This is a genomic window from Paenibacillus sp. FSL H8-0317, assembly GCF_045040685.1.
Classification (GTDB): Bacteria; Bacillota; Bacilli; order Paenibacillales; family Paenibacillaceae; genus Paenibacillus.
The window spans coordinates 3,843,800-3,863,386 of record NZ_CP150294.1; the positions used below are offsets into that span (position 1 = coordinate 3,843,800).

Consider the following 19,587-nt stretch of genomic DNA (forward strand, 5'->3'; position numbering starts at 1 on the left):
GCATAGAGCGCGGGAATAAACACATTGCCAACGACGAATCGTAATATTCTACGAACTGGCTTTGCACCTTATTGATCTATTAAATAAGGAGTGAGGCGCATGAAATATTCAAAAGCCGAATCTATTTTTCCGGAAGAATTGTTACGTATCATACAAGAATACGTTCAAGGGGAATTGGTTTATATCCCAAAGCCCAAAGAGGCACACCTAAAATGGGGCGAGAAAACAGAGAGCAAGAGCAGGGTCTCTGCTCGAAACGCTGAGATTAAATCCTTATTCCACAATGGAGTCAGAATAGAGGAGTTGGCGGGTCGGTATTTCTTGTCCTGCGAAAGCATAAAGAAAATAGTCTATACAAAGAACTAATGAAATCCGCTAACTCGTCGTTTCGACGGTTTAGCGGATTTTGTGCAAAGATGACTTAAATCAACTTATGCATAGTAACCGTACCTCTAAGTCGATAGACTCAAGTTAAGGTTGTTGTGATGAAGGACGGCCGGATCATACAAAGAGGTGTAACGAATGAACGAAATCATAAAGAAGAAGCTGCTGGACAAAAATGAACTGCTCATTAACATGGTGATTGAACGCGTAAAAAGAGATTTTCTAGAGGATATCGCCATTATTGGGCTTACTGGTTCATTTAGCACCGGTGACTTTCACGAGAAGAGCGATCTTGATTTAATTATCATTAATAATACAGAAAAGGGATGGGAAATATCCGACTGCTTCATCTTGGACGACGTTGGGTATGACATCTATTGCACGCCATGGGATTCAAGAATACAAGAGCAATCCACCTTGGAGAGTCCAAACGTATCGAGCTTAACCGAGCTCAAAGTACTCTACTATGCTAAGCCTGAGGATTTGGAAAAATTGAACGACTTCCAGCAAAAAGCTCTTGATGCACTTGCGAACCCGATAGGAGAAGTGTGTCTTAATCGAGCAAATAAATGGATTGATCTGGCTAAGCAAGCATACAGCGATACGATGCTTAGTGAAGATATCGGTTCAGTGAGATATGCATCTGCTGAGGTTCTGTATAATCTAGTCAATGCCTTGGTGAGTATGAATAACACGTGCATCAAACGAGGGATCAAGCGATATTTGGAAGAGAAACGCTTGTTTCGCTATGTTCCGGATGATCTCGAACCCTTATACATGTCAATCATTGAAGCTCATACCATTGAAGATATCCGAATAGCATCTTTTAATATGTTAAGCAGTGTTACGAGGTTGCATAGAACGATGTGTGATAACTTCATTGTTAAACCGGCTCCGTCCTTTGATAATCTGAGGGGGACATACGAAGAATTGTGGTGCAACTACCGCAATAAAATTTTGAACAGTGTTATAACGAACAATGCTTCCTACGTCTTTCTTTCGGCCTTTGGAGCACATGGGTATCTTGATGAAATGGCTGTAGAGAAAGGAACTCAGAAATTTGATCTTATGCAGTACTTTGATGCAAGCAATCTACCAGTTATAAAAGAGAAGTTCCTTGAAGTGATGGACGAATATCTAGACGAGTATAATAAGGTCGGCAGAGAAGTCGAACGTTTTACAACCTACGAGCAACTATATGCCCATTATATGAATCACTGACCTTACATTCATTTATAAGTCCGCGGAGACGGGACTGTAATTGAAGGTAAAACAACGTTAGAGGTTGCGAAGTCAGCAGGGGATAAAGAGGTTGAAATTATTAAATGAAGAAGTTAGGTGCAACTCTAGTAGTTCCAATCAGGGTATTCGAAGCACCTAATGCGAAAGCCAACAGAATTAAAACCAACAGTTGTAGCAACTAAAAAAATATTAATCGTTAATTTATTGACCTCAGCTCGCTTTACCGGCTGAGGTTTTTTCATATGCATTGAAAAAAAAACAGATTACCACATGCATTCTCACCGAATAAAAGAATCCCGATCCCGATTTACCCTCATTCTCAAACATGATGAGGCTTAGTATACACATTGCCGGTCGTATGATTTTTCGATTACAGGACAAGATATTAACCTTATCACCATTTTATTACTTTGATAAAGGAGAAGACCATGGTTGAAAAATACGAGCCTCAAATGAAAAATCATCAAAAGTCTACATGGCTTGATGATTTAAAACAGATATTAAACCATATGGAAGATGCCGAAATCATTGAGCACAAAATAGGTACGAGTGCTTCAGTCCATCTTTTATTTATAAAAACGTTAATAGATCAAGAGCGTTTAAACGAGGCGATTATTCAGCCACTTCATCAATCAGGCGGAAATTCGCTTTCTTCATGCATAATCAATTCTGATGTTTCAGAAGTTATATCGATCGAAGATGCTGGGCAAAAAATAATGCAAGGATATATTCTTCTATACGATTCAGTCAACGATCAATGGCTAGGCATACAGTTGGAAAATCCTCTTGGCCGGGCAATTGAACCTTCCCAAACGGAAACTGTTATATATGGAGCGAAAGATAGCTTCAGCGAACAAATCGATAATAACATTACAATGTTGCGCAGACGTTTGCCTATAACGACATTAAAAACGGAAAGCTTCACTATCGGATCACTGAGTAAAACAAAAGTTGTGTTAATGTACATAGACGGAATAATTAATCCGGAATTTGTTTCGATTGCAAGAGAGAAAATTGAAAGTGTGGATTTCGATCAGTTTTTAGACTCCGCACAGCTTGCAGCTTTTATTGAAGATCATAACCATACGGTCTTTCCCCAGTTTCTACAAACGGATCGGCCGGATGCCTGCGCCTTCGCCTTAGGTGAGGGTAAGCTGACTTTATTAGTCTCCAATTCACCGTTTGCTTTAATTTGTCCCATTACATTATTCCATCTATTCCAATCACCAGAAGACTACTTCCTTCGTTGGCCGGTAGCCAGTTTTTTACGTTTAATGAGGTATGGAAGTTTTATTATTTCTTTGACGATGATTCCTTTTTATGTTGCGTTAACGACATTTCATTACCAAATGGTTCCGCTGCCGATTCTCTTCGTATTATTGGAATCGAGAAGCAAATTGCCCTTTACTCCGTTTGTGGAAGGAATTTTCATGATCGTAACGCTGGAAATCATCAAAGAAGCAAGTTTGCGAATGCCGACCAAAACCAGTCAAACTCTAGGGGTTATCGGTGGTATTGTCATTGGACAAGCGGCTGTAGAGGCAGGCTTTGCAAGTAAAGTATTAATTGTTTTGATGGGTATATCCGCTATTGCTTTCTTTTTAGTTCCCAACTATCAAATGACAAAATCCATGGTTCTGTTGCAAGTGTTTCTTCTTATCCTTGCATCGGTTCTTGGGCTGCCAGGAATCGTGGTCGGGCTAATCGGGATTCTTGCGCATCTCCATGCACTAACGTCATTAGGTCAACCTTATCTGGCACCTCTTTCTCCTTTTTACGGGAAGGATTGGATTGACCTCTTTATTCGCGGGCCTTTGATTTGGATGAAAACGCGTCCGAGTAATCTAAAACCATTACAGAAATGGCGACAGGAGAAGATGAAGAAATGAAGACTCTATCCTTATTCAAGCAAACCTCCACCCTTGGTAGCATCCATTTCCTTTTATTGGTTAATCGTACGCAAATGCATTATTTTGTTCTAATCATGCCCGTTTATTTGGTCCATTCCTATATGGTTTGGGGTATTGTCGCCTTGGGGCTGCTGTCTCAACTTAATTTGATGATGCTGTCCAGATGGTTTTCTTCCAGTTATGCAGCCAAAGGCTATCAAGGATTTGTACAGCTTTTTGGAAAACGAACGGTTCACATTTTCGCGATACTTGGTTTTTTGATAATACTGTTGAAAATTTCAATCATCACTCTGGGTTACGTTGAAATGCTCCATAGTTTTATTTATCCATCAATGAATAAAACGTGGCTGATCCTCGTTATTCTATCAATCAGTTTATTTGTGGCTTCACATGGCATGGAGAAAACATTGCGTTTTGTCGTTATCGCCTTTCTATGCGGGGCGTGGATCTTACTCATGTTTATTCCTTTTTTCTTTTCATCGATTTCAGATTACCGCGATTTGTATCCTCTAATCCCCACCGAATGGTCAGGGCAATCGTGGCAGAGTTTGTTGTTTATATGGTCGGCATTTTCCGGTCCAGTGTATTTGGCCTTTATTGTTCCATGGATAAGCTCCAACACAAAAATAACCAAATATCTTGTCATGGGCAACATGCTGACGATTTTGGAATTTTCATTATTGTTCATAGCTTCGGTATTGTTCTATGGTTCCAACTTCTTAAGCAAGATCAACTTTCCGGTAGCATACATGGGGAGCTATCTTCAAACGAGCGGTTTAGAACGAATCGAGTACATTCTTATCTCTTTCCATATGTTTAATTACGTATTTGACATTTCAATTCTGTTGTTGTGTTTTTATGGAGCTGGAAGAGTTTTTATGAAAAAAATGAATTCAAGTACAACCCTGACTGGATTATTGTCGAGTTGGTTCGTCATTTTGATAAGTATCATCATAATGGATCAATGGTTATGGCAAACGGTTCCGGGTCAAACGATGTTACTGAACCTTCAAATCTGGCTAGGAGCATTCATTTATTTGCTTGTTCCTGCGATCCTTTTCACTGTGGTTAAACGAAAGGAGAGTATGCAGGCATGATACCATACAAGTATTATGGTTTATTGGCAATTGTAAGCCTTATGTGGATAACCGGCTGCTCTGCTCCATATGTCGAAAACAATCTGATCGAAGAGATCGCTCCGGTCGTTTTCTGGTCGGTTGACAAGGGGACGGAGGGAAAGTTTAAAATCAGCACTTTAGTACCACCACTCATCAAAGAAAAAAAACGATTTCTCTCCAAGGAAGTTGATCTGATAAAGCAGGGAGGCAAGGAGTTTAATTTAATTTATTATCGGGAACTAAAACAGGGGCAGCTGCGAATATTATTAATCAATGAGAAACTGGCAAAAGAAGAAGGTATTGAAAAGCTGATCAATACGATATTGGTAGATCCCGATATTTCAATGCGTGTCTATTTAGTGGTTGTTAGAGGGGATTTTGATGAATACATAAAAAATCAATTGACGAAGCAAGAAAACCAAGATTATTTTCTTTATCGGATGTTAAGGCATTACGAGAAGCATAACCAGGGTGAAATGAGCATTGTCAATATTCATCAATTTATGAAGAAGTTATATTCTCCTCTTAAGGATCCGATTCTTCCCGTTTTTCAAGCGGATAAGAACAATTTCAATTACGTTGGAACGGCCTTGTTCCGAAATGACAAAGAAACAATGGTCACTCAAGACGTAAGCGATGAAATTTTTCAACTTCTGGATAACGATCATTTCTTAAAAGTCTTGGCCATTCCAAAGTTATCGATCAGTTTAGGACGTGTTCGATCCAATATTCGCATGAAACTATCGAGTGACTATTCATCCTTGTCTTTACATGTGGGACTGAAAGGAAGAATTGAGGAATATCAGGGAGATAAGAATATTCAAAACGAGGAAGAATTGGAACATTTAATTCATGAGATTGAGGTATACCTTGAGGAACAAACGTCAGAATTATTAAAAAGTATGCAACGGTTGAAAGTGGATCCCTTAGAGGTCGGAACACATTCACTTAAGCCTTTTTCTAAACCAATAACGGAAGAGCAATGGTTGAAATATTGGGAAAATATGAAGATTAATGTTGACTTCGACATCAAAATACAGCCTTTGATTAATGTTGAACGGCTGTCGTGATTCAAAAGATGCCCCCCAGATGATCAAATACATCATTGTGGGGGCATCTTTTTTGTTCAAATCATGTACAAAGAGAGCTTATTACTGCAGCCCGTGGCGGACAAGCCATTTGGATATCTTTAGAAAATGGAAAGTCTGACGATTTTATCGTCAACAATAACAAAATGATAATTCAATAATAGTGGATCGGGTAGACCAGTCTTATCGTAGGTACCATCCAACTCGCATGTTAACACAATTTCATCACCTATTTTTTTGGCTTTTGTTGGCTTTAACGTTACATTCGCCGCGAAATGGTTTTGATCACTCCATTCCCGAATCTCCTGTTTGCCATTTCTCTTTTTCCCTTCATCCAACACAACGGCATTTTCTGAGAAACAATCTACAAATACTACTGGGTCTGGCTTGTTAGATGCAGTAATGTATTTGCCAACTACAGACGGTAAATGATTGAGATCCATATTGTTCTCTCCCTTTATTAATTAATTTTTAGACGGTAGGGATCGTTCCCCCATCTATGACATATTCACTACCTGTAATAGATGCTGCTCGGTCTGAGACCAGAAATGCGACCAGCTCAGCGACTTCTTCAGGAAATCCTGGCCGACCAATTGGAATACCTCCGAGTGAAGTCATAAGTTGTTCAAGCGCACTTTCTCGACTTCCGGTTTCCGTTGCGATCCGATCAATTAATGCGTCAGCTGCTTCTGTCTGAATAAACCCGGGAGACAACGTATTGATGCGAATTCCTTGTGGGGAAAATTCATTCGATAATCCCTTGCTATAATTAGTCAGCGCGGCTTTTGCAGATGCATAAGCCAGTGTAGTTTCATATAATGGCAAACGTCTCTGGATGGAAGTGAAATGAACAATAACGCCTGAATTATTTTCTAACATAAGTGGAATTAAGCCACGATCAAGTCGAACTGCTGCGAGTAAATTCCAATTTAATGTATGAAGCCAATCCTCATCACTCAATACAAGTGCGCCTCCTGGTGGTGTCGTTGATCCACCTACGCAATGGACAATAATATCGATACCTTCAAGTTGCTCTTTTACTGCTGTAATTATTTGCTCTACACCTTCAGGTGTGGCGACATCTGCTTGAACAAATTTGACCGAATTGGGCAAGTCAGCAGATAGGGAACGGGCAGTAGTAAGAACTGTAGCTCCGCCGTTTGCAAGTCTTTTCACAACTGCTTGCCCCATTCCCTTTGTTCCTCCGGTTACAAGCACCCTTTTACCTTTAAATTCTGATACAGAGAACTCAAATTCTTTATGCATAACTATTCCTCCTAGTGATGGTATTCGATGATTAATTTAAAATTGCTCTGTCTCTAAACCTTAATGTGTAGTTCGAGAGGAGCTAGAACTAATACTACACTTGCTACTTTCATAACGTCCAATTTATTATAATAATAGAAATGATGAATATTATTAATATATGGAGGGGTGTTTTAATGGAACTTACACAATTGGAATACTTTATGACCGTTGCACAGCTTGAACATATGACCTTAGCTTCCAAAAAACTAGGTATCACTCAGCCCGCTTTAAGTCATGCAATCGCCAAGCTTGAAAACGAGATAGGAGCTCCTTTATTTGAGCGAAATGGACGAAATATTAAGCTGAACCGAAACGGTACTATGTTCTCTAAATGGATTGGTAGGGCCCTACATAATATTGAAAATGGTCTAAAGGAAATCGAAGAGTGGTCCAACCCGGATACTGGTGTGATTACGTTGTCTTATCTAAACATTCTCGGTGTTGAATTAATCCCTAGCCTAATTCGAAGTTATCAATTGAAGTATCCCAAAGTTCGATTCGAATTGACACAAGGGAACTTAGGAGATATTGATGAACATCTGGAGCAAGGATCTTCGGATATTATGATTACATCGAGGGAATCTACTTTGAATAATCATCACTGGAAGACTATTCTAAATGTTCCTTTATACATTGTTGTTCCCTCCCAACATCGTTATGCAGATTGTAGCGCTCTTAGTTTGGCAGAGCTGTCTGGCGAGCCATTTATTGGATTGAAAAACAACTGCGGATTAAAAGCAACGATTTTATCCCGGTTCCAACATACCGGATTTTTTCTTGCTTCTGCTTATGAAGCGGAGGACCTGATCACTGTAGCCGGTTTTATAAAGTCGGGTCTAGGTGTATCAGTACTGCCTAAGACACTGGGGTTGATGTTAGATGAATTGGTTTGGATCCCTATCATTGATGAAGGATGGTACTGGGAAATAGGATTAAAGTGGAGAGATGATCATAATATTTCCCCCGCAGCGAAAAGGTTTATTGAATATGTGGATACTTTACATCAAGGAGAATGACCGCCATATTTTTTAGTTTTGAAAAGAATTCTGAGAAAATAATCATACTTTATTGTATTTGAACACAAGGAAAAAATCCTTTTACAATGATTGGCAGTACGTTATAATACAATCAACAGGTAGATTACCCAACAAAAAAGTGAAATATTGTAGTATCAAGTCACACTCGGCTCATCTGTTCTTTGAGCCGCTTATTACAACATAATAGATATCGGAGGTATGATTATGGTTAAGAAGAAAATTTCCACAGCCCTCAGCGCAGCTTTAATCGGTTCTATGCTGGCTACTGGCGTAATAGTCACTATCCAAGGTAACACAACGTTAGAGGTAGCGAAGTCAGCAGGGGACAAAAAGGTTGAAGTTGTTAAAGCATAAAAAGACGTTAATTTATTTAGAACATGTCAAGAACAAAAATATATTCCTATTGAAGTCGCTATTTTAGCGGCTTTTTTGTTTTATCGGTAAAATTGGGTTTAATACTAACGATATTTTGTTGAACAAGTAAAGAGAAGTTTAGAAGTCACCTTTTTTACATTTGTAAACCATTAGGTTTAAAGTAATAAAAAAATGATTAGATCGACTTAAGTAAAAATTGTTATTTTCTATAATCAGGCATAAAATGTGCAAATGTAAACTAAAAAAAGACATATACATAAAAAATAATGTTTATTTATATAAAAACACTTTGACAAATGAAAACGGGTGGATTATTTTGTTAATAAGGAATGCATACTTCTTCTTTTAGATTCTAAGTAGCTTAAGGGAGCGTGAATAAAATTAAAAAAGTACATCTATCAGGTGAAGATAGTATCAGCAAAGATCCAGAAAACTTGTAACCCTGTTTTATTCCCCACGGATACGCCAGACTTTCGAGACCCAAAGGTATTCTGGCATGAAGAATCTTCAAACTGGGTAATGGTTCTTGCTGTAAGCGACCGTGTAAAATCTTATACATCTTCGAATCTTAAGGATTGGTATTTTGCAAGCGCTTTCGGTTCTGATATTCCTGGCATCCATCGTGGAATATTTGAATGTCCTGATGTTTAGGACGTATTCGGAAGGACTTCGCTTAATTCAAGCACCCATAACTGAGTTAAACCAACTTAGAAGATCAATTCTGTCTCTACAAGACATTACGATTAAACCAGATATGAACGTTTTGTCTGCTGTTTCTGCTGCAAAAATGGAAATTATTGCGGAATTTGAGCATCTATGTTGATTGGTCAAGTGTAGAGATCTTTGGCAACAACGGGACAACTATCATTTCAGACACGATTTTCCCCGACTTGGAAAGTAGAGGACTGGAACTCTAAGCCATTGGTGGAGAACTAAAAGTCATGTCGCTTCAAATCAATGATCTCGTAAGCATTTGGGAAAATCAACCGGACTGAACTGGGTGTCCAAAACCAATTTAGGGCTAAGTGGACTTTTACCCGTTTCCGCGGGGCAATAACTTTACAATCCTATTAGAAAAGAGGGTATGGAATGAAAGATAAATCTAAATATGCAATATGTCTTCTGATGGCAACCGGATTGGCTCTGACTTCAAACGGTATTTTTACATCTAAATCAATTGCGGCTAGTGCTGTGCTCGCTGATCAGGAAACAAATAAACAGGCAAAGGAGGAGCTTGATATTTTTGAAAGCGCATCCAAATTAAATACCAATTTGATAGGCTGGCAAGTGAAAGGAAAAGGGGGATTAGAGGATACTTCAGAAGGAATCTTACTGACTTCGCTGCCTAAAGAAAATGTAATGGCCATCTCAGAGACGGTGTCCGAAGATTTTATCTATGAAGCTGATGTCATGATCAGGGATACGAAGGCAGACGCAACATTGTTGTTTCGTTCTAATGAGGATGGCTTTAGCTCGTACATGTTGCAAATTGTTCCGGACGCAGGTCTGATTCGGTTAAGAGATGCAAGAAATGGAGAGGGGAAATTAAAGGAGGAGCGTAAAGTTTCTGTTGAGATGGGGCAAATCTATCATCTCAAAGTGAAAGCAGTGGGTTCCTCGCTAAAAGTATATTGGGGCAATCAATATAAACCATTAATTGATGTTCAAGACATTTCGTATCAAAGCGGAAAGCTTGGACTCCATGTATGGGATGGATCCGCCTTGTTTTCAAACATCGTGGTGAGCGATCTGAAAGGTAATTTGGGTACGGTGCTTTCTAGCAAGGGAAGATGGCAGCCTGATATCAACGGAAAAAGAGGGGCGGTAGAACAGGAGAGCAAAGCACAGCAAATCTATAATAAAAATGCGACTGATATGGTCTATGAAGGGAATATTACCCTTCGTCCTGATTCTATTGCAGCTCTCGCATTTCGATCTTCAAGCGATGGAGCTGAAGGATATGAAGCTACTCTTACGAAGGAAGGAGATCAGGTCCGTGTAAGTTTGACGAATACAAAAGGAACCGTAATTGCAAGTTCGCAACGTACTTATCCGAGTCAGATGGGAGCCAAACATCATGTGGAAATCAAGGCAAAGGGAGATCGAATTCAGGTCTTCCTGGACGGATACACTACGGCCGCGATTGACGTGAAAGATTCAACCTACAGGAGTGGAAGTACTGGAATCGTCGTAAAAAAGGGGACGGCTTACTTCCAGGATACTTATGTGACGGAACTGAGCCAATATTACAATGAGATATATCGTCCACAATATCACTACACGCCAATACGTGGTTCAGCGAGTGATCCGAATGGACTTGTCTACTTCGAAGGAGAATATCATCTCTTCCATCAGGATGGAGGAACATGGGCGCATGCGGTAAGTAAAGATATGCTGAACTGGAAACGACTTCCGATTGCACTTCCCTGGAATGATCACGGACATGTCTGGTCTGGGTCGGCTGTTGCGGATATGACAAATGCATCTGGTTTATTCGGAGATTCAGGAGGCAAGGGCCTTATTGCATACTATACTTCCTTTAATCCGGATAGCCCGAATGGGAACCAGCGTATAGGTCTGGCTTATAGCAAAGACCAAGGTCGTACTTGGGAGTATTCGAAGGAACACCCGATTGTGATTGAGAACCCGGGTAAGGGCGGAAATGAAGCTGGGAATTGGGATTTCCGAGATCCGAAAGTGATCCGTGATGATGAGAATAACCGCTGGGTTATGGTTGTATCGGGAGGAGATCATATTCGTTTCTACACGTCAACGAATTTACTTGACTGGACATTGACAGATAATTGGGGATATGGGGATTACGTCCGCGGAGGAGTATGGGAATGCCCTGATCTGTTCCAGCTTCCGGTAGACGGAACTTCACAGAAGAAGTGGGTTATGATGATCAGTACAGGAGCAAATCCCAAAACAGGCGGATCAGATGCCGAGTATTTTATCGGTCATTTAACAGCTGATGGTAAATTCGTGAACGATAATCCGGCGGGTGAGGTGCTAAGAACAGATTTTGGTAAAGAATTTTACGCTTCGATGTCTTTTGCTAACATGCCTGATCATCGCACAGTGATGATGGCGTGGATGACGAATTGGGATTATCCGTTCGCTTTCCCAACGTCCAATTGGAAAGGTGAACTAACCATTCCGAGAGAAGTATCATTGGTAACGACCAAAGATGGAATTCGGATGGTGCAAAGTCCAATTAAAGAATTGGAATCACTGCGTAAACCTTTGTATTCTACTTCCAACAAGTCGGTGAGTCCTTCATCCGGGAATCTGCTAAAAGGTATTATTTCAGGTGCTTACGAAATTGAAGCTGAAATTGAAATCCCTGAAGCTAGCACAGTGACCGAGTTTGGCTTTAACATTCGTGAGGGTGCAAATCAGAAGACGGTCGTGGGTTATCAGGCAAGTGATAGTCGTATGTTTGTGGACCGAACTGCATCCGGTGAAACGGAATTTTCTAACCTTTTTAGTAAGAAACATGAAGCGCCTACGCAAATGGAGAATAACCGGATTAAGATGCGTATTCTTGTGGATGAATCTTCTGTTGAAGCCTTTGGTAACGACGGCAAAGTCGTCTTTTCAGATGTTATATTTCCGGATCCTGTTAGTAGAGCGATGAGTTTTTACGTAAAAGGCGGGAATGTGAATGTTGTTTCCTTGAAAGTGCATCAACTTCAATCTGTCTGGAATGCGGACATTCCTTCAAAAGCTCAAATAAAAATGGATACGAGGGTTCGGGAACTGGGGGTAGGCGAGTCGGATACACTGCAGGCGATGGTCGAGTATGGACCAGGTTTAGGCGTTCAACCACTGAAGTGGAATTCCAGTAATAACGAAGTAATAGCCATAGATTTGGTAGACAATTCACACGCAGTTATTAAGGCAAAAAAAGAAGGGGAGTCCACAGTCACCGTATCTACTCCGAATGGCAAAACTTCCACTAGTGTACTCGTTAAAGTCTCAGGTGGCGAGTTCCGGACAAACCTGAGTGGATGGACTAAAGATCTGACTGCTGCTTCATGGTTAGTTAGTGAAGATGGGATTCGGGGTAAACATTTTAGCGATGCAAATTATATTGCCAAAGAGAAGGCTGGGAATTTTACGTATGAAGCAGACATGATGCTCGGTGAAACAGGAGGGGCAGGTTCTATTTTGTTCAGGGCTAGCGAGGATGGTCGCAGTGGATACTATCTGAATCTAGACCCTAACATGAAGGCAATTCGTCTGTTCTATAAAATCAACGGAGGATTTGAAGAACGGCAGGTTCTTGCGAAAGTACCAACTTTCATTCAACCAGGTCAAACGTATAAGGTGAAAATAGAAGCGAATGGTCCGCATATTGTCGTTCACGTGGACAGTCACAAAGTCATAGATATCATGGATGGTACTTTTGCAGAAGGCCACTTTGGACTCCATGTATTTGGCGGCTCCGCATCTTATCAGAACGTCAATGTGAGCAACGATGAACCTGCAAACCTCACCAAGTCCAGCCTTGTAAATGCCGCAACGCAGAAATCCATTTTCACAGCCAACCTTGTCAACGGGGAGCCGGTTACCTTACAAGATGCAAGTGCAGCCTCCACCCAGAAGTGGGTATTTGTTCCGACAGGCGACAAAGCAGGTTCGTATTCGATTCGTACTGCAGCCGGTCAGACGCTTGATCTGGATATAGGACAAAACAAACTTCAGCTGTATCATTACTTAGGATACAACAACCAGCGCTGGGTCCTTCACCAGAACAAAGACGGATCAGTTCATGTTACTTCAGCTCATCATCAAAAAGCATTAGAAGTATCGGAAGATGGGACCGAACTCTTCCTGAGTGAACTGAATCCATCACTTGATCGACAAAAATGGATATTAGCAAAATAATCAAAATTTATTCCATGATGGCGTATCTCATAGATATTCTAATTATATTGGTTGGGATAGACTCAAAGGGGACGACAACTGGAGGTTTTTATCAAAGCACACACGGCCATCCAACAAAGGATGGCCTTTTGGGTTTGAAAGACAGACTCATTATTTAAAATAGGGTGTAATCTTCAAACCACTCCCAATCTATACGTACAAAAAGATGTACTATGTTCATTTAAATTGCCCTCTTTGCAAACGAAACGATTACGCTTAAGATTGGCTCACAACCAAATATTTTCACTCCTATAGTTAGCAAGCTAAATAATAAACTTAAGAGGGCAAGGAGTAACGGAGCGCTGACTTCTATCCGAATCAAGAGAGTCGGAAGAAAGGGCATAAATTATTGGCTAAGGAATTAGGTGTTCTACAAGGAAAGTAAGTGAACTCGTGAAAAGGAGATCATTCTATTATGGAAGAAAGAAAGCTTAAACTAGGAGGAATTATTGATGGCGTGGGTTGGAATTACACGGGTTGGAGACACCCTCATATTCCAGCAGATGCCAGTGAAAATATTGAGTATTACGTACAGAAAGCCATACAACTTGAACAGGGAAAGTTCGATCTGATCTTTTTGGCAGACGTAAGTCATATCGGACCTGGCATGATCCCGCACTATCTAAGCATGTTTGAGGGTGTATCCATTCTATCTGCATTGAGTATGGTGACTCATTCCATTGGTTTAACCGCAACGATAGCGACTTCATACGCTGATCCCTTTACGGTTGCTAGGCAAATCGCTTCCCTTGATAAGATTAGCAAAGGCAGAGCAGGGTGGAATGCAATTACCTCCAATCCTGGAGGATTAGCCAATTACAGTCGGTCCCATCTGAAGAAAGCAGAACTTTATCCCATGAAAAAAGAGTTTTTGGAGATTGTTGAAGGACTTTGGGACTCGTATGAAGATGATGCCTTTATACGTGATAAGGAACGTGGGATATTTTATGACCCGCGTAAAATGCATCCGCTAGATTATACCGGGAATTACTTTTCCGTGGAGGGTCCCTTAAACATCAGTCGATCGAGGCAAGGAAGACCAGTGGTCTTTCAAGCGGGCACCTCACCGGAGTTCATGGATATTGCTGCACAGCATGCCGAAGTCATCATGGCACCTGGACATGATTTGGAATATCTCAAGGCATTCACTAATGATCTTAAACGTAAAGTTCAAAATCAAGGGCGCTCACCATATGACCTGTTGATGATGCCTTCTCACAACCCGATCGTTGGTAGAACGGAACAAGAAGCCTTGGAAAAGCTAAGGGAAATTGAATCATGGATGCCTAAAGGTTATCGAATGCCGAAACCTGGATTGATAGGATCGGCAGAGCAGGTTGCCGAACAAATCGAACATTGGTATCGAGAAGGTGTCATGGATATCTTGCTGATTAGACAAGATCATCCTGCAGGATTTAAGGACTTTATCCAATTGGTTGTTCCTATCTTGCAAGATAGAGGCATATTCCGTAAGGAATATGAGGACGACACACTTCGGGGAAATTTAGGTCTACCTTACCCAGAAAATAAATACACGAAGTAATAATATAAAATTCGTTTAACAAGAGGAGAACAGATCAAAATGGCTAACAGAATATGTGAAATATTAGATATTAAAAAGCCAATTATACAAGGACCAATGTCTTGGGTTACTAATGCCGAATTGGTTGCAGCAATAAGCAATGCAGGTGGATTAGGATTTCTAGGTCCAAATGCCGGTCAGGTTGATATAACCCGCTCACCCGAAATAAGTGCGGAAAGAATGAGAACTGAAATACAAAAAACCAAATCTTTAACGAATAAGCCATTTGGCATTCCATTGATCGTGAATCGTGATTTAGCTTACACATGGCCACTTATAGAAACAGTTATTGACGAGAAAGTTCCTGTTGTTCTGGTGAATGATATATTGGATGAAAGAATCTTTAAACCATTAAAAGAAAACAATATTAAAATTGTTTATAGACCCCTTACGCCTACTATTGAAAATGCAAAAGCTGCAGAACAATTTGGAATCGATGTTTATGTAGCGACTGGATTTGATGAAGGTGGTACGGTTCCAGAACGAGTTATTGGAACATTTTCGATTGTTCCAATGATTGTAGATGCTATAAATATTCCTGTAATGGCAGCTGGTGGTATTGGAGACGTTAGAGGAGTGCGTGCCGCATTTGCTTTAGGCGCTGAAGGTGTGTTTGCTGGCAGTGTGTTTATTCCAACAAAAGAAAATCCAGCAGCAGAAAAGGTGAAACAAATGATTGTAGATGCTACAGCAGAAGATTTACTAATGTTCCGTACTTTACCAGCATACTATCGTTCTTTACCTACTAAATTGGCGAATAAACTAGTCGATATGGATAAACAAGGTGCCAGTCGTGAAGAAACAGCAAAATTGATGCGTGGATCAATTGGAATGCGGATCGGAATGCTAGAAGGCAATACAGACGATGGCTATATTACTGTCGGCACAGGAATTACACCAATTAAAGAGATTAGAACTGTAAAAGCAGTCATCGATGATTTAATGCAAGATTTTAAATAATTGCCTTGATAGACTTACCCTCACCAAGCAGCCGATCATATGATCGGTTGCTTGGTTTATTATTAGTTAGAAAAACTCGATATGAAATAACTCTGACCTACTACGAACCAATCGGACCCTCTCGATCCCATATAAAATGTTTCATTGACTATTCAAAAAGAGAAGAGTAGATTTGGCTTTATGTAAAAAGGAAATAGTACAATATTAATCATATGTGAATTTCATCCATCATTATCGGAACTACATATAGGAAAGAGGCCCGTGCTATGCGCTTTATCCGAGTACTAAATGACATCAGACTTAAAAGTAAGCTATCATTGATCTTTATAACCGTGGCCGTACTCCCACTTTTAATAAGTGGTATCTATCTAACAAGCAAGCTGAAGGAAGTCATGATCCTGAATGCCGCTGAACAAGCAACCAATAACGTGGAGCGTGTACAGAAAAGGACCGAGGAAGTTATCAATGTAGCTATTGATATTTCCTATCAACTCTCCAATGATAACCGAATGAAGTCCATAGCAAGCCGCAATTATGAAAGTTATAACGAAGTTATCCAAACCTATCGTCAATATACTGACATTCGGGATTATATGCGGCTGTATAAGGAAATAAAATCAATTCGGTTATATACGTCTAATTCAACGATGCTCAATAATTGGGAATTTATGCAGCCAGACGACCAAACGAAACAGTCTGAGTGGTATAGAGCCGCCTTGAGTCAAAAGGGGCTTGCAGGTTGGGACTATATTCAGGATGAGCGTGATCATAGACATTATCTAAGTCTGGTTCGAAAAATCAATCTGGATGAGTTGAAAAATGAAAGTGTTTTGGTGATTAATGTGAATTCTGATTTGCTAAACTCTATTCTATCCCAAGAGACTTTCTCAACGATGATCGTGGATGACAACAATAATATTGTGGCAGCCAACCGCCCTGATCTCTACGGTAAAAACCTTGCCTCTGTGCATGCCGGGAGTAATATGTTGTCTCAAACGGAGGGTAGCTACGAAGCTGTTATGGATGGGAAAAATTCGAAGGTGGTTATAGCAAACATAACTCCACAGAATAGTTGGAATGGACTACGTATCATTTCCGTTTTTACCGTGTCTGAGATTCTACATGATGCAAACGCTATCATTCGCTTGGCTACATTTGTTATAGGTGGATGTCTAATCATCGCAGTTTTGCTTGTTTATGTTTCGGCATCATTTATTGCGAGAAGATTGCTTCGACTTAGTAAGCACATGTCCCGAGTAGGTACGGTGTCCTGGGATACTTATCTTGACCTCGATGGAAAAGATGAAATCGGCCAACTCTCCAGACAATTCAATGATCTGGTTCATCGAATCAGTGAACTAATGTTGGAAGTGGAAGAGAGTAACCAGCAGAAACAGACACTATTACAAAAACAAAATGATATTAAATTTAAGATGTTAGCAAGCCAGGTCAATCCCCACTTCCTGTTTAATACACTTGAGTCCATTCGAATGGAAGCACATCTTCGCGGGGAAGAGGGTTTAGCCCAAGCTGTATGGCAGCTTAGCGTGTTGATCCGAAATAGTTTAGAGGTCGGAAGTCGCCAGATCCCACTTTCAGATGAGTTAAACATGGTTCGTTGTTACTTGGAACTTCAAAAATTCCGGTACGAAGACCGACTTCAATACATTATGGAAATCGACCCAGCAAGCGAACACATTGAAATCCCCCCACTTATCATTCAACCTTTGGTTGAGAACTCGATACTCCATGGGTTGGATCGCAAAGAGGGTCCAACGTTGATCACTGTTCGAACGAAAGTTAACGATCAGGGAACGTTATTTGTAGAAATCCATGATGATGGTGCGGGTATACCTCCAAAGAAAATGAATGAGATAAAAAAACAGTTAATGAACTCCGATGAAGCCGGGGATCGTATTGGGCTACGTAACGTGAACGACCGATTAGAACTTACCTACGGTACACGTTCAAGGCTTTCAATTGAAAGCACAGAGGGCAGAGGCACCTGCATCACATTTTGTATTCCGAAGGAAGGAGGGGAACCTGATGTTCTCCGTGATCATTGTTGATGATGAACCCAAACTACGTTTGGGGTTACAAACGTTAATACCTTGGAGGGAATTGGGATTTGAAGTGATTGGAACGGCAGCTGGTGGAAATGAGGCTCTCCGAATATTCGAAGAAACGATTCCCGACGTATTGTTGGTGGATATACGTATGCCAGGCATGGACGGATTGGAACTCCTTCAGCAGATCCGTCACCGTGGCTGGATCAGTCATGTCATTATACTCAGTGGTTACGCCGATTTTGAGTACGCGCGGCAAGCTCTTCAATTCGGTGTTGAAGCATATCTGCTCAAACCTGTAAACAAGGAAGAACTATCAGCATCACTTCAAAAGATTCATGAACAGCTCTCAAACGTGCAGAAAAAAAATATGTTACAAAAAATGAATACACCTGAATGGATACTTTATTCTCTACTAACCGGTAATCATGCTTCAGAGGATTCCATTTTGAGTAAGTGGTCAGACTCATTTGAAATCAGCTGGACTACGTATCAAATCGTTTTAATCGGGTTCTCAGGTTCAGATCCAGAAGAAAGCGAACAAATTCAGAATTTCAAAAATGTAGTCAGCAGAACCTACGCTTCGGAACGTCAAGGGTTCGTTTTATATTTTGCACCATACATTGTTTTATTGCTAAGTAACTCTCCTGTTAGCGAATTGGGATGGACCGAGCTTCACAAGAATCTCCAACTCTTATCAGGTGAGCTTCGATTTGAAATGGACGTAGCAGTAGGGCAGCCCGTGCGGTCTCTTGAGGAAGTTGTTCATTCGTTTAGGACAGCAAAATCCCTTTTGGAGCGTAGTTTTTTCTATGACAGAGGAAGGCTTCTCACTGAGGAAACACCAGAAAGCTATCGACAGGAAACTGTCCATTCTCCAGTATTATCTATGTCAAATAAGGAGGAAGAAGCTTTCAGGTTGCATTATCTGGTCGATGTTGGGCATGCAAGTGCAATCTCGTCATTTTTGAACGAAATAGCATTACAACAAGTAGCTAATCAGGCTGATGAAAAGGAGATCCGTGACCGTTTCTTCTATCTTGCTAATGAAACAGTTCGAAAAATTCATTCCCGTGTCTGGTCTTTAAGCGATTATCCAGGAGACCCGGCCCAATTCCTTGCTGAAGTATATCATTCCCGATATATTCAGGATCTCGTCGACCGTATTTCTGTTGTTATGGAGAGGCTCGCTCGATGCGCAGATTACAATAGTAAAGACAATGAAATGAAGCGATTGCTGGATTATATAGATCGGCACTATGGGGATAACCTAAGATTAGAAATGCTTGCCGTATTGTTTAACTACAGTAGTTCCTATCTGGGCCAACTCTTCAAAAGTTACACAGGGGAATATTTCAACGCCTATCTTGATCGGATACGGATTCAGAAAGCGAAAGAATTACTGGCTCAGGATATGAAGGTTTACGAAGTGGCTGAAAGGGTGGGATATTCAAACGTCAATTATTTCTACACCAAATTCAAGAAACTAGAAGGGGAGTCACCTTCTTTTTATCAAAAAAAGAATAACCTTAAACCATGCTCCCCTACTAACGGAAGTAACGAACAGTAGGGGAGTTTTTTTAAT

General features: G+C 40.5%; 16 protein-coding genes. 14 read left to right on the forward strand and 2 right to left on the reverse strand.

The window, feature by feature from the left end; translation table 11 throughout:
* Positions 1 to 99: 99 nt before the first annotated feature.
* The 5 genes from MHB43_RS17070 (at position 100) to MHB43_RS17090 (ending at position 5,724) form a co-directional block, all read left to right on the forward strand.
* Positions 100 to 366: a CD3324 family protein gene (locus MHB43_RS17070; RefSeq protein ID WP_237175200.1), complete on the forward strand. Its 267-nt coding sequence runs from the start codon at positions 100 to 102 to the stop codon at positions 364 to 366.
* A 156-nt stretch (positions 367 to 522) separates the two neighbouring features.
* Complete coding sequence (locus MHB43_RS17075) at positions 523 to 1,605, forward strand: nucleotidyltransferase domain-containing protein (RefSeq protein WP_405117570.1); 1,083 nt, start codon at positions 523 to 525, stop codon at positions 1,603 to 1,605.
* 449 nt (positions 1,606 to 2,054) lie between these two features.
* Positions 2,055 to 3,515: a spore germination protein gene (locus MHB43_RS17080; protein WP_221821383.1), complete on the forward strand. Its 1,461-nt coding sequence runs from the start codon at positions 2,055 to 2,057 to the stop codon at positions 3,513 to 3,515.
* Entirely contained in the window at positions 3,512 to 4,633 is a 1,122-nt protein-coding gene (locus MHB43_RS17085; protein WP_221821755.1) for a GerAB/ArcD/ProY family transporter, read from the forward strand. Before MHB43_RS17080 ends, MHB43_RS17085 begins: the two co-directional genes overlap by 4 nt.
* Complete coding sequence (locus MHB43_RS17090; RefSeq protein WP_221821384.1) at positions 4,630 to 5,724, forward strand: Ger(x)C family spore germination protein; 1,095 nt, start codon at positions 4,630 to 4,632, stop codon at positions 5,722 to 5,724. Before MHB43_RS17085 ends, MHB43_RS17090 begins: the two co-directional genes overlap by 4 nt.
* A gap of 119 nt (positions 5,725 to 5,843) precedes the next feature.
* Here MHB43_RS17090 and MHB43_RS17095 read toward each other — a convergent pair whose 3' ends face one another.
* The gene (locus tag MHB43_RS17095) at positions 5,844 to 6,185 is read right to left on the reverse strand and encodes a nuclear transport factor 2 family protein (protein ID WP_405117571.1); all 342 of its coding nucleotides are present in this window, start codon (positions 6,183 to 6,185) and stop codon (positions 5,844 to 5,846) included.
* A 28-nt stretch (positions 6,186 to 6,213) separates the two neighbouring features.
* Positions 6,214 to 7,008, reverse strand: a complete 795-nt coding sequence (locus MHB43_RS17100) for an SDR family oxidoreductase (RefSeq protein WP_405117572.1) — start codon at positions 7,006 to 7,008, stop codon at positions 6,214 to 6,216.
* 176 nt (positions 7,009 to 7,184) lie between these two features.
* On the opposite strand from MHB43_RS17100, the gene MHB43_RS17105 reads away from it, so the two are divergent.
* The 9 genes from MHB43_RS17105 (at position 7,185) to MHB43_RS17145 (ending at position 19,572) form a co-directional block, all read left to right on the forward strand.
* A complete protein-coding gene (locus MHB43_RS17105) occupies positions 7,185 to 8,066 on the forward strand; it encodes a LysR family transcriptional regulator (protein ID WP_405117573.1) in 882 nt (293 codons plus the stop codon).
* A gap of 225 nt (positions 8,067 to 8,291) precedes the next feature.
* On the forward strand, positions 8,292 to 8,441 hold the full coding sequence (locus tag MHB43_RS17110) for a hypothetical protein (RefSeq protein ID WP_405117574.1): 150 nt from the start codon (positions 8,292 to 8,294) through the stop codon (positions 8,439 to 8,441).
* A 423-nt stretch (positions 8,442 to 8,864) separates the two neighbouring features.
* Entirely contained in the window at positions 8,865 to 9,113 is a 249-nt protein-coding gene (locus MHB43_RS17115) for a hypothetical protein (protein WP_405117575.1), read from the forward strand.
* A 155-nt stretch (positions 9,114 to 9,268) separates the two neighbouring features.
* Entirely contained in the window at positions 9,269 to 9,379 is a 111-nt protein-coding gene (locus MHB43_RS17120) for a GH32 C-terminal domain-containing protein (protein WP_405117576.1), read from the forward strand.
* A gap of 172 nt (positions 9,380 to 9,551) precedes the next feature.
* Positions 9,552 to 13,355: a GH32 C-terminal domain-containing protein gene (locus tag MHB43_RS17125; protein ID WP_405117577.1), complete on the forward strand. Its 3,804-nt coding sequence runs from the start codon at positions 9,552 to 9,554 to the stop codon at positions 13,353 to 13,355.
* A gap of 454 nt (positions 13,356 to 13,809) precedes the next feature.
* Positions 13,810 to 14,937 carry an NtaA/DmoA family FMN-dependent monooxygenase gene (locus MHB43_RS17130; protein ID WP_405117578.1) on the forward strand — a complete coding sequence of 376 codons (1,128 nt, stop codon included), beginning with the start codon at positions 13,810 to 13,812 and terminating at the stop codon, positions 14,935 to 14,937.
* A gap of 39 nt (positions 14,938 to 14,976) precedes the next feature.
* The gene (locus MHB43_RS17135) at positions 14,977 to 15,936 is read left to right on the forward strand and encodes a nitronate monooxygenase family protein (protein ID WP_237175195.1); all 960 of its coding nucleotides are present in this window, start codon (positions 14,977 to 14,979) and stop codon (positions 15,934 to 15,936) included.
* 266 nt (positions 15,937 to 16,202) lie between these two features.
* Positions 16,203 to 18,005 (forward strand): sensor histidine kinase, encoded by a 1,803-nt coding sequence (locus MHB43_RS17140; RefSeq protein ID WP_405117579.1) that lies wholly within the window; start codon positions 16,203 to 16,205, stop codon positions 18,003 to 18,005.
* Positions 17,983 to 19,572, forward strand: a complete 1,590-nt coding sequence (locus tag MHB43_RS17145) for a response regulator (RefSeq protein WP_405117580.1) — start codon at positions 17,983 to 17,985, stop codon at positions 19,570 to 19,572. The genes MHB43_RS17140 and MHB43_RS17145 overlap by 23 nt, the downstream gene beginning before the upstream one ends.
* The last annotated feature ends 15 nt before the right edge of the window (positions 19,573 to 19,587 follow it).